The sequence below is a fragment of the Veillonellales bacterium genome, assembly GCA_039680175.1.
Classification (GTDB): domain Bacteria; phylum Bacillota; class Negativicutes; order JAAYSF01; family JAAYSF01; genus JBDKTO01.
On the sequence record JBDKTO010000074.1, the window covers coordinates 99,127 to 113,898 of the forward strand.

The 14,772-nt window shown below is 53.8% G+C and carries 12 protein-coding genes and 3 riboswitches; all 12 genes read left to right on the forward strand.

Annotated features, from left to right (window positions below; translation table 11 throughout):
* Nucleotides 1-151: 151 nt before the first annotated feature.
* Nucleotides 152-334: riboswitch (cobalamin riboswitch) on the forward strand.
* A gap of 150 nt (nucleotides 335-484) precedes the next feature.
* Nucleotides 485-1,297: a nitrogenase iron protein NifH gene (locus ABFC84_12465; protein MEN6413548.1), complete on the forward strand. Its 813-nt coding sequence runs from the start codon at nucleotides 485-487 to the stop codon at nucleotides 1,295-1,297.
* Entirely contained in the window at nucleotides 1,284-2,582 is a 1,299-nt protein-coding gene (locus tag ABFC84_12470) for a nitrogenase component 1 (GenBank protein ID MEN6413549.1), read from the forward strand. Before ABFC84_12465 ends, ABFC84_12470 begins: the two co-directional genes overlap by 14 nt.
* Nucleotides 2,575-3,870, forward strand: a complete 1,296-nt coding sequence (locus tag ABFC84_12475; protein MEN6413550.1) for a nitrogenase component 1 — start codon at nucleotides 2,575-2,577, stop codon at nucleotides 3,868-3,870. Before ABFC84_12470 ends, ABFC84_12475 begins: the two co-directional genes overlap by 8 nt.
* A gap of 69 nt (nucleotides 3,871-3,939) precedes the next feature.
* Nucleotides 3,940-4,908: a TIM barrel protein gene (locus ABFC84_12480; GenBank protein MEN6413551.1), complete on the forward strand. Its 969-nt coding sequence runs from the start codon at nucleotides 3,940-3,942 to the stop codon at nucleotides 4,906-4,908.
* Nucleotides 4,905-5,873 carry an ABC transporter substrate-binding protein gene (locus ABFC84_12485; protein ID MEN6413552.1) on the forward strand — a complete coding sequence of 323 codons (969 nt, stop codon included), beginning with the start codon at nucleotides 4,905-4,907 and terminating at the stop codon, nucleotides 5,871-5,873. Before ABFC84_12480 ends, ABFC84_12485 begins: the two co-directional genes overlap by 4 nt.
* 5 nt (nucleotides 5,874-5,878) lie before the next feature.
* Nucleotides 5,879-6,970: an adenosylcobinamide amidohydrolase gene (locus ABFC84_12490; protein MEN6413553.1), complete on the forward strand. Its 1,092-nt coding sequence runs from the start codon at nucleotides 5,879-5,881 to the stop codon at nucleotides 6,968-6,970.
* Between the two features lie 43 nt (nucleotides 6,971-7,013).
* Nucleotides 7,014-8,675, forward strand: a complete 1,662-nt coding sequence (locus ABFC84_12495) for a hypothetical protein (protein ID MEN6413554.1) — start codon at nucleotides 7,014-7,016, stop codon at nucleotides 8,673-8,675.
* A gap of 2 nt (nucleotides 8,676-8,677) precedes the next feature.
* Nucleotides 8,678-10,387 carry an energy-coupling factor transporter ATPase gene (locus ABFC84_12500; GenBank protein ID MEN6413555.1) on the forward strand — a complete coding sequence of 570 codons (1,710 nt, stop codon included), beginning with the start codon at nucleotides 8,678-8,680 and terminating at the stop codon, nucleotides 10,385-10,387.
* On the forward strand, nucleotides 10,350-11,237 hold the full coding sequence (locus tag ABFC84_12505) for an energy-coupling factor transporter transmembrane component T (GenBank protein ID MEN6413556.1): 888 nt from the start codon (nucleotides 10,350-10,352) through the stop codon (nucleotides 11,235-11,237). Before ABFC84_12500 ends, ABFC84_12505 begins: the two co-directional genes overlap by 38 nt.
* Before the next feature lie 10 nt (nucleotides 11,238-11,247).
* The gene (locus ABFC84_12510) at nucleotides 11,248-12,672 is read left to right on the forward strand and encodes a PQQ-binding-like beta-propeller repeat protein (GenBank protein ID MEN6413557.1); all 1,425 of its coding nucleotides are present in this window, start codon (nucleotides 11,248-11,250) and stop codon (nucleotides 12,670-12,672) included.
* A 16-nt stretch (nucleotides 12,673-12,688) separates the two neighbouring features.
* The gene (locus ABFC84_12515) at nucleotides 12,689-12,967 is read left to right on the forward strand and encodes a ferredoxin family protein (GenBank protein MEN6413558.1); all 279 of its coding nucleotides are present in this window, start codon (nucleotides 12,689-12,691) and stop codon (nucleotides 12,965-12,967) included.
* Between the two features lie 230 nt (nucleotides 12,968-13,197).
* A riboswitch (cobalamin riboswitch) is annotated at nucleotides 13,198-13,381 on the forward strand.
* A 160-nt stretch (nucleotides 13,382-13,541) separates the two neighbouring features.
* Nucleotides 13,542-14,078: a helix-turn-helix transcriptional regulator gene (locus tag ABFC84_12520; protein ID MEN6413559.1), complete on the forward strand. Its 537-nt coding sequence runs from the start codon at nucleotides 13,542-13,544 to the stop codon at nucleotides 14,076-14,078.
* A gap of 142 nt (nucleotides 14,079-14,220) precedes the next feature.
* Nucleotides 14,221-14,396, forward strand: a riboswitch (cobalamin riboswitch).
* The last annotated feature ends 376 nt before the right edge of the window (nucleotides 14,397-14,772 follow it).

The window sequence follows — 14,772 nt, forward strand, 5'->3', positions numbered from 1 at the left end:
AGAAGCTGCGGCTTGTTTGGGCGCCGGCTGCTTGCTGCATAGCAGCAGAGCTGTTGTCCGGGCAGCGTCTCCGGAATATGTCGAATTATAAAGGGGAATTCACTTGACAAATAAATTTGCATCGTTTACGATCATTGACAGCAAGTGAAAAATTTTATAAATTGGTGTAGGTGCCAACAGGGCTTAATAGGGAAGTCCGGTATGATTCCGGCGCGGTCCCGCCACTGTAATGGAGAGCAAACTCAAGATATGCCACTGGAACGGAAGTTTTGGGAAGGTTTGAGAAGCGCAATGACCCAGAGTCAGGAGAACTGCCTATACAACAATCGCCGTTATGACCTGCGAGAGATGGGGAGGGGATTTGCGCAATAGTTTGTATTTTTTGATTGTGTTTATTTCGTCCCGGCGTATTTGTATACGCCGGGATTTCTTTTCTGAAAATAGAGAAAGCTAACCGCGGCGAACACAGAGGAGAGCGGATGAGATGAAAAAAATTGCATTTTACGGAAAAGGCGGTATCGGGAAATCGACAACAGCGGCCAATGTGTCGGCTGCCCTGGCGGAAACAGGACATAAGGTTTGCCAGATCGGCTGCGATCCGAAAAACGATTCCACTCGGCTGCTGCTGGGAAAGATCTGTTCCCAGACGGTGCTGGATATGGTCAGGCAGCACGGGGATGGGGTAACGACAGAGCAAATCGTACATAGCGGCTTTGCCGGGGTAAAATGTGTGGAAGCCGGCGGGCCGGAGCCGGGAGTCGGCTGCGCCGGACGGGGAATCATCGTTGCCCTGGAGAAACTGAAAGCGCTAAAAGCGATCAGCGATGATCATATGATTTTATATGACGTCCTGGGGGACGTAGTCTGCGGCGGTTTTGCCGTTCCCATCCGGGAAGGCTATGCCAGCGACATCTATATCGTGTCTTCCGGCGAGATGATGTCCTTATACGCCGCCAATAACATTGCCAAGGGGATTGCGAAATTCGCCGGCCGGGGGAAAGTGCGCCTTGGCGGCATCATCGGCAACAGCCGGAATGTCGTCAGGGAACAGGAACTGCTCCGGGCTTTTGCGGTGAAACTGAATACGCGGCTGCTTACCTTTATTCCCCGGGATCAAATGGTTCATCAGGCGGAGATCCATCACCAGACGGTGATTGAATGGGCGGGGCAGTCGCCCCAGGCGGAAGTGTACCGGAATCTGGCGGATCTGATTCTGGCGAATAAGCAGCTGACGATACCGACGCCGGTAGCGTTTGCCGAGCTGGAAGAGCTGGTGCTGGCATATGGTGAAGAGTAAACGGCCCCTGGTCGCAATCAAGAACGGCTGCAGCTGCAGCATGCCCGGCGTTTGGCGGGCGGTGGCTCACAGCCGGGGGGCCGCGGTGATCTTTCACAGCCCCAGAGCCTGTGGTCATGTGACCCGGGATATGGGATTAAGCGGTCATTATCGCGCCGTGGCCCGGCGGGAATTTGTTCCCCGGCAGTATAGAGCGCCTTTGATTACCAGCAATTTGGCGGAAGAGCATGCTATCTTCGGCGGTACGGAACAATTGCAGAATTGCATTGAGCATGTTGTCGGGCAGTATCACCCCGCGTATATTGTGATTGCCAATTCCTGTGTAGCCGGTGTGATCGGCGACGATGTGCAGACTGTGGCTCAGGCGGCGGAGAAGAAATGGAAGCTGCCGGTTTTATCGGTCCCCTGCTGCGGCTTTTTAGACGGCGGCGAGTATCACGCCGGGTTTTATTATACCGGGCGGGAACTTGTACAGCGGTTTATGACCCGCCAGCCCAGGCGGGAGGGCACGGTAACATTGCTGGGCGATCGGGGCGGTCCCAACAGTTTCGATGTACAGGAAATGAAGCGGCTGCTCCAGTGCTTTAACCTGCAGGTCAGGTTTCAGTTTCCCGGCTATGTTTCCGCCGAAGAATTGGGGCAGATCCCTTCCTCCGCTATGAACCTGCTGATGGGAGGCAGGCCGGAATCCTATTCCTGGCTGCGCAAACTGGCGGTGGATATGGAAGCGAAGACGAACGTGCCTTTTTTGGACAGGGATCATCCGGCCGGCTGGCAGGATACCCGGCTGTGGTTGAGACAACTGGGAGAATTTTTAGACCGGGAAGCGGAAGCCTTGCTGGTGGAACGGGAACAGGAACAGCGCCTGAATCGGCAGCTCTGCCAGCTGCGGCCGGTGCTGCGGAACGTACGGACTGTACTGTGCATCGGACGTTCCCTGCTTCATTTTCAACCGGGCTGGGTGCTTGAAATGCTGGAGCTTTCCGGAACGGCACTGGAAGGAATTATTTTGCTGTCAGGTTTAACGGATACCCAGCGGCAAGAAATGCGTCAGGTATTGAAACAATATACGGACCGGCCGGTAGTGGAACAGCAGGCTGGCGACGAACTGCTGGAACAGGCAGAGCTGGTGGTTACGACCCATGAACTGGAGGATGACAGCAGACGGCAGCTTTTTTTGCCCATTCTGCCGCCGGTGGGGGTTGGCGGCATCACTGCCGTGCTGCGTAAATGCGTCCGGCTGGCGACGCGTTGCGGGCAGCGGGGAGGTATTGTATATGGGTAAGGAGCAATGGGACAATATATGCAATCAGAATAATTGCTGCGCCCTGACCGGGGCGGCTGCTTTCTTTGCCGGTATTCCCGGCGCTTTTATCGTCGCCAACGGTCCTCTTTGGTGCTATTTTTACGCTCTGCGGTTTTTGGAAAAATCCTGTCCCGACATGAGCCGTCGCTTTTTTTGTTCTCAGCCGGATAATAACGCAGTCGTTTACGGTACGGAAGAGTGTCTGCTGGCGATTTTGCAAAAAATCAAGCAAAATTTTCAACCGTCGGTTTTGCTGATTGAAAACAGCTGTTCCATTGGTTTGATCGGCGACGATCTTGCCGGCATTGCCCAGCAGGCCGGTATGAATTGTCCGGTCGTCTGCATGGACAGCGGCGGGCTGAAAGGCGGTTTCTGGGAAGGCTACCGGGCGGCCGCCAAGGCTTATTTTGCTGCGGTGCCCCTGAAGCGGCGGGAAGTGGTGCAGCCCCGGACGGTCAATTTATTAGGTTGTACTGTCGGTTATTACAATGCCGCCAATGATCTGCGGGAGCTGAAGCGGATGCTGAATCTGGCCGGTTATCAGATCACAGCCTGTCCGGGGGCGGGAAGCACTGCCGCAGAAATTGACAGCATGAATCAGGCGGAACTGAATCTGGTAATCCACAGCGAACTGGGGTGTGAACTGGCCAAGCAGCTGCAGCAGGAATACGGCGTACCCTACTTGTCTCTGCTGCCGCCTTACGGGCTGGAAGGTTCCCTGAACTGGCTCAGGACTTTGGGGGAACGGATGTGGATGGAGAACAAGAGCATGCAGGCTGTTGAGCAGGAGGCAGGAGATTTGGAACAGCGGTTTCGCGCCGCTGTTTTGGACATGCAGCTGACGTGGGGCGAACCCTGGTTTGAAAATACGCTGATCGCCGGGCCGTCTTCCGTTGCCCTGGGCATAGCCCGGGCCTTGCGCCGGGAATGGATGGACACGGGATCGCTGACGATTGTGCTTCAAGATGGGGAAGCGGCGGATTCGCTGCCGGAGAGGCCGGATATTGTGCTGAACGGACAAAAAGACGGCAAGGCGATTCAAAAGCAGCTAGCGGAACTGTCTTCCGGCCTTTTACTGGGCAGCAGCCAAGAAAAGGCTTTAGTGCAGCAGCAGGGAATTCCAAATGTGGTTTGTCAGAATATCGCCTTGCCGGTGTACGACGAAGTGATTCTTAGCGACCGGCCTTTTATGGGGCTGCGGGGAGCCTGCCATATGCTCGAAAGACTGTGGAATCAATATATTGACTTTTGCCAGCGAAGCAGGTAAAGCGAACGGATTTAATGAATTATGACAGTGAATCTTCCTCAAATATGACGGGAAAGGAATTGTACTACCATGCTGCAGCTTGTGAATTTATCCAATTATAAAAGTGATATGGACCTGATCCATAACCGGGCGGAATGCTTGCAGGTTTTTTTGCAGTGCCGCCGCTTGGACGGGATCGAAATGATGTTTTGTCAGCCGTGGGATCCCCTTATTCACAGACAAGAATGGATTCATGGCGTACATCTTAAATTTTGGCCCTGCTGGCTGGATTTTTGGCGGGGAAATCAGGCGGAATTGCTTAGTCAGATGGGCAGCCGGGAAAATATTGCAGCCTGCTATGGCGGACTGGACCGGGAAGCCTGGCTGGAAATATACCGGGAAAATATTCGCATGGCGAACCGGGCCGGGGCGGAATACCTGGTCTTTCATGTCAGCCATGTCCGTTCTTTAGAAACATTTACCGGGCATTTCAGCGCTGCCGACCGGGAAGTGATTGAAGGGACGATTGAAGTTGTCAATGAACTGGCCGGTGAAATACCGGATGAGACGGCGCTGCTGTTTGAAAATTTATGGTGGCCGGGACTGACGCTGCAGGATAAGAAACTGACTGCTCTGCTGCTGGAGAGCATAAAGCATCCTAATGTGGGGATTATGCTGGATACCGGTCATTTAATGAATACTAATCCTGATTTGCGAACGGAAGAAGAAGGGGTAGACTATATTCTGCATACGCTGGAGCGGCTGGGAGAATACAGCCGGTATATCCGGGGAATCCACCTGCACCAGTCCTTATCAGGTCAATATGTCGTCAGCAGCAAAAAGCAAAGGGAGCACGATGCTACGATGACCGGCGTTATGCAGCATGTATTAAAAATTGACGAACATCTGCCGTTTACCACTCCGTCGGTATGGCGGATTCTGGAGTATGTGCAGCCGGATTATCTGGTGCATGAATTTTTGCAGCTATCCATGGATGCCTGGACGGAAAAAGTTTCCCGGCAGCAGCGGGCGCTGGGACTGGGGAGGACCTTTGAGTGAAGCGGTTTAATTTGCTGTCTCTTTTTATGGCACTCGTGTTGGTATTGTTTATCAGCGGCTGCGGCAATAAGGCACCTAACGGACAGCCGGAAGCACCGCCAGCGGGCTATGAGGTACAGGACAGCACCGGGGCAGTCGTCAAGCTGTCCGGTCAGCCCCGGCGAATCGTCTCGCTTACCCTGGGAACCGATGAAATTTTGCTGGGACTGGTGCCGGTGGATCGGATTGCGGCGTTAACCTATCTGTCCGATGATCCCGGGATTTGTTCGGCGGCAGAGCAGGCTAACCAGGTGCCGGTAAAAATCAGAGACAGCGCTGAATCAGTAATTTCCCTGCAGCCTGATCTGGTGATTATAGCCGACTGGATGAATCCGGCTCTGGCCAAAAGCGTACGGGACGCCGGAATTCCGGTATATGTATACAAGACGCCGAATACTGTAGCGGAAGTTAAACAGTCGGTGCTGGAAATTTCTCGCTTGGTGGGCGAAGAGGCCAAAGGCAGGCAGATCGTGGCGGGCATGGAGGAAGAACTGGAACGGGTGGATGCTGTAGTCAAAACCATACCCTCGGATCAGCGGCAGACGCTGGTTGCTCTGTCCTTTATGGGGGCGTTCGGCAGCAAGGACAGCTTGTTTGACGACATGTGCCGCTATGCCGGTGTAGTAAACGGGGCGGCGGCAGTCGGCCTGACAAAAGAGAATACCTTATCGAAAGAGCAGATCGTAGGAATTAATCCGGATGTGCTGCTGCTGCCCGATTGGGATTATGACGGCAAACGAAACATTGAACAATATCGGCTGCAGGTGCAAAATGACCCGGCGCTGCAGACGGTTAAAGCAATTCGGCACCAGCGGCTCGTTCAGGTACCGGACCGCTATTTATACAGTGTGTCTCAGTCTATCGTTTATGGAGTGCGGGATATTGCCAAAGCGGCTTATCCTCAGTATTTCGGCGGGGAGATGTAAAATAGATGAAACTTTGTACATTGTCGACCGGGGATACGGTTTACCGCTATTATAAAAATATTGTGATGCTGTTTGAGCAGCCGCGGAAGGTTTTGAGCACCTCTGTCTATAACGGGGGCTACCGGGAGGACTTGACGGCAGTATTCAATCACGACTGCAATCCGGGAGCGGGAATGGCCTGCAAGATGCGGGCGGATACGTATGTGGAAGAAATGCGGCTGATCGCCGGAGAAGCGGGGCTGGAGCCGGCTACAGCTTCCGGCATGGGAACTGCCGCTTCCATGGAAAATGTGTCGATTCAGTCGCAGCAATATGAAACACTTACCGTAACAGCCATCGTAACCGGCGGGATTGAAGTAAACGGCGGCCGCGCCGGCGATCCGGCAGCGTATTTCAAGCCGGTGGAAAAAAGCCGGCTGGATAAACCGGGAACGATCAACATCATGCTGGTGATCGACGCCGATATGCCCCCTGGAACGCTGGCCCGGGCTCTCGTTACCTGTACCGAAGCGAAAACAGCGGCTATTCAGGAGCTAATGGTCGGCAGCAATTATTCCAACGGACTGGCGACGGGATCAGGCACCGATCAAACTATTGTTGTGGCCAATCCGGTGTCTCCTCTATACCTGGAGAGTGCCGGCAAGCATTCTAAACTGGGCGAGCTCATCGGCCGCACAGTCAAAACAGCCGTCAAGGAAGCGCTGCTGCGGCAGACCGGACTGTCACCCGCCCAGCAGCACAGCGTCCTCAAACGCTTGAAACGGTTTGGCGTAAAGGAAGAGACACTGTGGCAGGAATACAGCGCCAATCATGAAGTATCCGTACTGAAACCCCGCTTTTTGGACTGTCTGTATCAGCTGGACCGTGACCCGCAGATGGTGACTTATACCTCGCTCTATGTTCATCTGCTGGATCAGTTTTTATGGGAACTGCTGTCCGGTGCAGAAGTTTTGCAGGCCGGCAATGAACTATTGCAGCTGGCTGCCGGGAAATATGACGTGACGCCGCCCGTCATTGCGGCGGAAGAATTAAAAGCGTTCCTCCGGGCATGGGTCAGCCTGATGGAAAAAATTGCAGCTTTGGAATTATCCGCCTGATGAAAAAAATTCAGGCAGAGCGGTTGAACTTTGCGGAGGGACGGTGAGACACTGTTTGCTGTATCGTATTTTATTGCTTGTTTTTACAGCCATTCTGATTAGTCCGGTTACTCCCTCCATTGGCTTTGCCGGCGATAATATCCGGGTTCAGTGCGACTTCCCCTACTATCTGGGGAAGGCAAAGGATGTCGTCCTGCCCGGAGAGACGGTGCAGGCTTTGGTTGTGGTGGAAAACTGCGGCAGGGAGGATCGGACAGTACCGGTGGAACTGGAACTGCCCGGTTGTTTTGCGCCTTTTGGGACATATGAAGGCTGGCAGGTCGTTTCCGGGGCGGATAAAACGGTTTTTTCCAACTCTGTCGATTTAAGCGGCGGCTACAGCCAATGGTTTGATCTGCTGCGGTTCACGGTTTCGCCGGACGCACCGCCGGGAAGTTATCAAGTCCGTCTGACAGTGAACGGTCAGCCCCGGGATTTTACCGTCAGCATCGGGTCAGGCGGTTCCGGAACAGAGCGTTTTTTGTCCGTCAGCGGCATTGTTTTGCCCCTGGACAAAGACGGCAGAAAAGACGACCGGTTGAATGACAATACGCTGGTACTGCGGGACCGGCAGCTGGACTACTACAAAAATGTTCTTCAGGGGAAAGGCGCCGCCAATCTGGAAATCGAAGCCATCCATCCTGTTTCCCATATGGGAATCGATTTTGATAATCCCGGCGGGCAGCAGAAGCTGGTTACGATTACCGCCCGGCTGCTGGATAAGACGACCCGTCAGCCGGTGGAAGGCTTGTTCACGCCGGGTACGACCGGCGAGGACAAGGATGCCGGGTCCATCGGCGGTCATAAGGATTCCCTGGAAGTGTTTACCGCCCTGACCGGGGAGGCAAAGCAGCGGATTCTGCTGCCGGTCTATGCCGATGAACAGTATGCGGCCGGCGGAACGTATTGGCTGCAGGTTGTTGTGGACGACGGAGTAAACCGGCCGCTGGTTGAAACCGTACCGCTGACGATTGTGAAGAAAAACCGGCAGGCCATGCTGACGACTTGTTCGGCGGCAGCGGCCGTACTGGTCGCGTTGCTGTTCGGCCTGGGGTATCTGCGCCGGCTGCTGGCAAAATTGAAAACCCGCTGGCTGGTTACTGCGGCCTTATTCGGTGCCGCCGTCTTTGCTATGGTGAATGTGCCTTCCACCCTGCTCAATGATTTCTTTCATGTGCTGCTGGGACCCTTTGGTTTTTTGATTACCGGCTTGTTCAGCAGCGTGTTTCTCTACATGCTGGTGGTATCCCTGGTGGTGTTGATCCCCCGTCCGGGTATTATTTCCCTGATGACTTTGGTTCGCATGCTGCTGGGAATGCTGGTGTTCGGCAATATTTCACCGATCGGGGTTTTATCCTACGGAGTACACGCCCTGACTCTGGAGCTATTATTTTATTTTTGCGGCGTTTACGGCAAAATCGGTGCCCATGGCGGACAAATCAACTTTCCGGCGCGGCAGGTGCTGGCGATATCATTGCTGTGCGGGGTGGCCGATAGCATCGCTATTTATGTGGGACTCCAGTCCATGGCTTTCCTTTACCGGATGTATTACGCCGACTGGTACATTTATCTGGCAATGCTGATCAACGGGCTGCTGTATACGGCTGTCGGCGCCGCCTGCGGTCTGCAGCTCGGCTGCAGGCTGTCCAGAGTGGGAGGCGACTGACGGTGAATAACAGCAACTCGATTATTGAGATAGAAAATGCATCCTTTACCTATTCGTCCCGTTCGCTGCCCAGCGTGACGGCGGTAAATCTGACAATAGAACCCGGCGAATTTGTTTTGCTTACGGGAGCAACGGGCTGCGGTAAAAGTACCTTGCTGAAAATGCTCAATGGACTGATTCCCCAGGAAAGCGGCGGTTTATTCAGCGGCAGGGTGACAGTCGGCGGCCGGGACGTGTCGGATTTCAGCGTGGCGGAAATGAGTTCTTTTGTCGGTATGATGTTTCAAAGTCCGGATGACCAGATATTTTCCACTACGGTCGGCGATGAAGTGGCTTTTATCCTGGAGAATGGGGGGATGAATCTTCAGGACATCCCAGTCCGGGTCAGCGGGACTCTGGCTCTGGTAGGGCTGGCCGGTATGGAAAATCGCAGTGTTCACGCTTTGTCCGGCGGGCAAAAGCAGCGGTTGGCTTTGGCGGCGGTACTGGCTGCCCGTCCCCGTGTCCTGGCGCTGGACGAACCTATCAGTCAGCTGGACCCCCGAGGAGCGACGGCGCTGCTGGAGGTCGTGGAAAAATTGAACAAGACGCTGGGTATTACTGTGGTCATTGTGGAACACCGGCTGCATGAAGTCATGCCGTTGTGCCACCGGGTTGTCGTCATGGATCAGGGTAAAATTGTCTGGCAGGGGACAAGACAGGAATCGTTCCGGCAGCCGGAAATTTTCTCTGACTATGGACTGCGTCTGCCTCAGACCGTGAACATTTGCCAACGTTTGGGAATCTCGACGGAAACCGCGGCCATAGCCCCTGTGGTAGAAAAAATACGGGAGCGGTACGATATTGTCAGCCCCAACGGCGGCAGTCCCGCTTGCCGGGCGGCAGCCGCCCTGACCGGCGGGGAGACGGAAACGGCGGCGCTGCAGGACATCGTTTTCCGCTATGGCAAAGCAGAACGCAATGTATTGGATCATCTCAGCCTGTCTGTTTTCAAAGGACAGTTTATCGCCTTAATGGGCAATAACGGCGCCGGAAAATCCACGCTGCTGCAGCACATTGCCGGCCTGCTGCAGCCTTTGTCAGGGAGAGTCCGGGTGATGGGAAAACCGGCGGGCGAAGCAAGACAGACGATCGGCATGGTCATGCAGAATCCGGATTTTATGCTGTTTAACGCGACCGTACGGGAGGAAGTCGAATTTGCCCTGCGGCAGCGTTGCCGGCCGGCCGAAGCCGGAGCGCCCTGCCGGACGTTGATTCAAGCGCTGGGGCTGGCGGGAATGGAAGAAGACTTTCCCCTGGCGTTAAGCCGGGGACAGCGGCTTCGGGTGGCGATTGCCGCCGTGCTGTCTTACCGGCCGGCGGTGCTGCTCCTGGACGAACCGACCACCGGGCAGGACATCGGCCATATCGACGACATTGTCCTGCTCTTGAAACGCTATACGGCGGCGGGCGGATCGGCTGTCTTCTGCACGCATGACGCGGAAGTGGCGGCCAAATATGCCGACCGTGTCGTTGTGATGACCCGGGGGAGAATCGTGGCCGACAGCAGCCCGACGGCGGTTTTCAGCCGGGACGACATTTTGCGGCCTGCCGGACTCAAGCCGCCGGCCGCCATGCTGGTGGCCCGGCAGCTGTACAACGGAACGGCAGTGACGGTGGAGGAGGTGGTGTCCTATGTTCGGCAAAACAGTGTGGGAAGCAGCGCCGGCTGATACGGTCATCCACCGGCTGGACGGCAGGACGAAGCTTCTGATCCTGGCGGCATCCGCTTTTCTCAGCATCACCGTCGACAGCCCCCGGACCTTGTTTTTATTGTTTATGGCAATGCTCAGCCTGCATGTTGCCGCCCGGTCGTCACTGGACAGATGGCGGATTCTGCTGCTGTTTCTACTATTGGGCATCTGGGGCGCTATGGTCAGTCAGGCCTTGTTTTACAATCAGGAGCCCCGTACCGTCGTGGCCTGCCTGGCATCGCCGTCCACGCCGGTCGTCGGCCGTCTGACCGGCGGCATATTTCTCTACAGCGAAGGACTGGAATACGGGGCGGTGCAGGCACTGCGCTCCGGCATTATGCTGACGACCGGATTATTGATTTGCTGGACAACAGACCCCCGGCAGCTGCTGAAAAGTTTTTTAGCCTGGAAGATGCCCTATGAATTATCCTTTATGCTGATTACCGGCATTCGATTTTTACCGGTGATTTTTAATGAAACGGCAGTTGTTCTTACCGCTCAGCGGCTGCGTGGCTTTGAGCCGCTGAAGGCACTGTCTCCCCGGAAAATGATTCAGACCGCTTTTCAGACCTTGTTCCCCATTCTGGCCCGCACCTTGCGGCGGGCGGCGACACTGACCTATTCCGTGGAAAGCCGGGGCTTCGGGCGCAAAGTTCACGTCGTCAACCTGCCCCGCTGGCCGGCGGGAGAACGCTATATTTGTTTTATTTCCCTGTCTCTTCTCGCTGTATTGCTGTTGCTGAAGCTTCTGTACGCGCTGCAGTTCAACGGCCTGATCTATGTTGCCGGATTGCGCGGCATGTATGACTTTATAAAACTATGGATGTGAGGTTGCAGCTGTGAAAAAGGCAGTTACCATACTACTTTTTGCTCTATTTTTAATCACGCTGACAGGACTGGCCCGGTACATCTTTTTGCATCAAACGGGCATTCCGGCAATGTCGGCGGTAAAAAACGATGCCAGCCTGGCTGGAATGTACCGGAAAACAGCGGATATTGATCTGGGAAAAGTAGAAGTCTACAACTATCAGCGCATGGGCTTTACCCACGGCTTTCTCCAGTTTTCCCCGAACAGCCGGTATCTGGCTTTGGGTACGGAGCAGGGCGATATTCTATTTATGAATGTCGACGGGAAAACCCTTTGGAAGAGGAGTATCGGACTGGGGAAAATTTCGGCCCTGACCTTTTCCCCGGACGGAAGCAAACTGCTGGTCGGCGATACCAGCCAGCAGGGCAGTTTGATTTGCTTTGACACCGCCACAGGCAATGAACTGTGGCGTTATGCCAGTGCATCGGAACTGGAGCCGGATATCAGGCAGAAGATTTATCCCGGCATTGTCTATATTACAACTGACGAACAGGGATTCATCTATGCAGTGGGACAGCGCTATAAAAAGAATAGCGACGGCAGCAACGAATACCGGGATCGCATTTATAAGCTGGATGAAAACAACGGCAATAAAGTGGCTATGTTTCCCCCCGATCACGACATGGATGCCTGGGTCAGCTGGGTCGGTGTGGATCGGCAGGGCCGCCGTTTGGTATTCGGCACCGGCAATTGGGATACGGGGAAAACCTGCCGCTACGATGATAATGTGTACTGTCTTGACGACAAGCTGAACCAGCCGCTGTGGAGCGTTTTTATTGATCCGGTTACTCCTTATCAGAGGACGACCATGCGCAGCAGCCCGGATATTTCCGCCGACGGCAGCTATATCGCCGGTATCGCCAATGACGGCCGCTGTTTTTTATATGACGGCGGCGGCCGTGAACTCTGGCGGCGGACGCTAAGCCAGCCCCGCCAAATTGGCGGGGTGTATATCAATGCCACCGGAATGTTTGTGCGCATCGTCGGCGGCTATGTGGTGCTGACTACCGGCAATACCTACAATCGGGCCAACTGGCAGCTGCCGACACCTGTCGATCATCCGGCCCGGAACACTATATTCGTTTTCGATTTGCAGGGAAACCTGATGTATAAGCATTCTACCGGCGGGATGGTGGAGGAAATGTCCATCAATGACGGCAGGATCGTCCTGGCCGTGGGCCGGAATGTCAGGACGAAGGACCCTTCCGTCCACGGCATCCAGATCCTTTCACTGGAAGACGGCCGACTGCTTGACAGCATGCCCACCGCCGGTCCCTGCATCGGCGAAGCCTCTTCCGCCGACGGACGCTATGTGGCCGGCATAGAGGCGCCGATTCAGCTGGATGACGGCCAGATCATCGGCAGCTATCGGTTGTATATCTGGGAGAAAAAATAGGAAAGGGGGAGATTGGATGCAGACCCGGCGAAAACGGCGCTTATTGGCGGAACGGGAAAAAATTGCCTGGTATCCTGCCGTGGATGAAACACGGTGCACTGGTTGTAAAATCTGTTATGATTTTTGTTTTCGCAAGGTATATTCTTTTGACGAAGCCAGCCGGAAAGCCGTTGTTGCCCAGCCCTACGAATGCGTGGTGCTGTGCAGCGGTTGCCAGCCCAAATGCCCGGTACAGGCGATTTCCTTCCCGGAGCGGCAGGATTTTGAACATTTTGTTGCCTATGAAGAAGAATAAGAAGAAGCTATTGCCTTTTTATCCCGCCGCAAGGCGGGATATTTTTGCCTGGAATGGAGGCGCTATTTTTCATTTTACGTCATAAAAATGCTTAAAATGGCAAAAAGGGAGTTTTTTTATAAAAATACCTCAGGTGAGGGATGTACAAAATAACTCTATTGGAATATTATTTGAAACAAGGTTATTTTTGTTAATCCTTCAGATATAGATGTACCGCTAAAAAGTGAAAAATTTCATATAGTGATGCAGGTGCCCTTTGGGGCTTAATAGGGAAGCCGGTTGAAGACCGGCGCGGTCCCGCCACTGTAATGACGAGCGATCCTCAGAATTATGCCACTGGAACGAAAGTTTTGGGAAGGCTGGGGAAAGCGATGAATCAAAGCCAGGAGAACTGCCTGCAGGACAATCGCCGCTTGACCTACGAACGATGGGGAGGAAGATTACGAAACTGCAGATAGGATTATTTCTTATGGGCAGATTGACGTATGCGCTCCCGGATCACCGGGAGCGTTTTATATTTCCCGGCGATTTCCCGATGACCGCATCGTGATGAATAGCCGGAGGAGTTGAGACAATGGAGCAAGACGCTTTTTGGGTGCTGCACGATTCCCCCCAGGGAATTTGTGTTTTAAACTGGGAATTCAAAAAAGTATATGAAAATAAAACAGCGAAAGCCCTTTTTTCCCGGCAATGTCCCGGGTTATACCGGCAGCTTAAGAAAATCTGCCAGAAAGCCGGTGAGACGGTCCCCGCGGGCAGCAATCCTTTTCTTCACCACAGCGGCGTACTGCGTTATCGCTGCGGCGCCGTGGCTTTTAGCTGCCTGTTTTTGGGACAGGGAACTCAGACGAATGTTTATATCCTGTTTGACTATCTGCCCAAAGCTCTTCTGCCGACGGCTGACAATACCGCTGATATTACAATTACGCCGCGGGAAAAAGAAATTGTTCAGGCTGTGGCATTGGGCAAAACCAACAAAGAAATCAGCCGGCTATTAGGCATTGGCCTGGAAACGGTAAAATCCCATATCCGCAATTTATTTGCCAAACTGAAAGTTAAATCCCGGACGGAACTGGTTGGCAAGGTGCTGAAAAATCCTTCCGATTCTTGATTGGAAAGAGCAGAAAACACCTCACATGAGGGATTTACAGCCTAGCTGTCTTGGAATATTCTTAAAAATAAAAGTTGTTTTTGTAAAAAAATAGGATTTTGCTTGTCGATGAGTTTAGTTTTTAAACCCGGACAAGCTTGTAAAACTTCATACGAAATCAGGTATCCGGCATCCGGTCGGATGTAAAAGGGAAGTCCGGTGAAAGTCCGGCGCTGTCTCGCAACTGTAAAGGAGAGCCATGTTTCTGCAAGCCTCTTACCAAGGAGAAATATGGCGATGATCCCAAGTCAGGGTACTGCCTGGTTTCTGGTGTCTCATCCGGCGGGGTGTGAAATGCAGCGCCGGATGAAACACTCACATCCGTACAGCCTGCGATGCACAGGTCTGGGACTAAGAACACTTGCAGGCAGAGGATAGTTCTGTGTACATGAGACTGCAGGCTTGTTAAGGCGAGCTTTTTTCTCCTTATAACAGCCAGAGAGTGGTTCTTGACCCGGCATTGGCAGCAGGCGTCTTTAGAAAAAGGTAAAGCGTCGATTGTTCCGCCGGGCGGAAGGATCGGCGCTTTTTGCTTGACCCGCAGGCAAGTGCCATGGACTAGCCGCAACATATACTGTGTATTTTATCGGACAGCAAATACAATGACGGGGAGGTAGAGAAAGCCTGGGCAATAATGCTGCCGGTTTGACGGACA

Excerpts from the sequence above, each read along its gene's own strand:
- ABFC84_12465 (MEN6413548.1), top strand. The coding sequence starts at position 485 with ATGAAAAAAATTGCATTTTACGGAAAAGGCGGTATCGGGAAATCGACA.
- ABFC84_12470 (MEN6413549.1), top strand. The coding sequence starts at position 1,284 with ATGGTGAAGAGTAAACGGCCCCTGGTCGCAATCAAGAACGGCTGCAGC.
- ABFC84_12475 (MEN6413550.1), top strand. The coding sequence starts at position 2,575 with ATGGGTAAGGAGCAATGGGACAATATATGCAATCAGAATAATTGCTGC.
- ABFC84_12480 (MEN6413551.1), top strand. The coding sequence starts at position 3,940 with ATGCTGCAGCTTGTGAATTTATCCAATTATAAAAGTGATATGGACCTG.
- ABFC84_12490 (MEN6413553.1), top strand. The coding sequence starts at position 5,879 with ATGAAACTTTGTACATTGTCGACCGGGGATACGGTTTACCGCTATTAT.
- ABFC84_12505 (MEN6413556.1), top strand. The coding sequence starts at position 10,350 with ATGTTCGGCAAAACAGTGTGGGAAGCAGCGCCGGCTGATACGGTCATC.
- ABFC84_12515 (MEN6413558.1), top strand. The coding sequence starts at position 12,689 with ATGCAGACCCGGCGAAAACGGCGCTTATTGGCGGAACGGGAAAAAATT.
- ABFC84_12520 (MEN6413559.1), top strand. The coding sequence starts at position 13,542 with ATGGAGCAAGACGCTTTTTGGGTGCTGCACGATTCCCCCCAGGGAATT.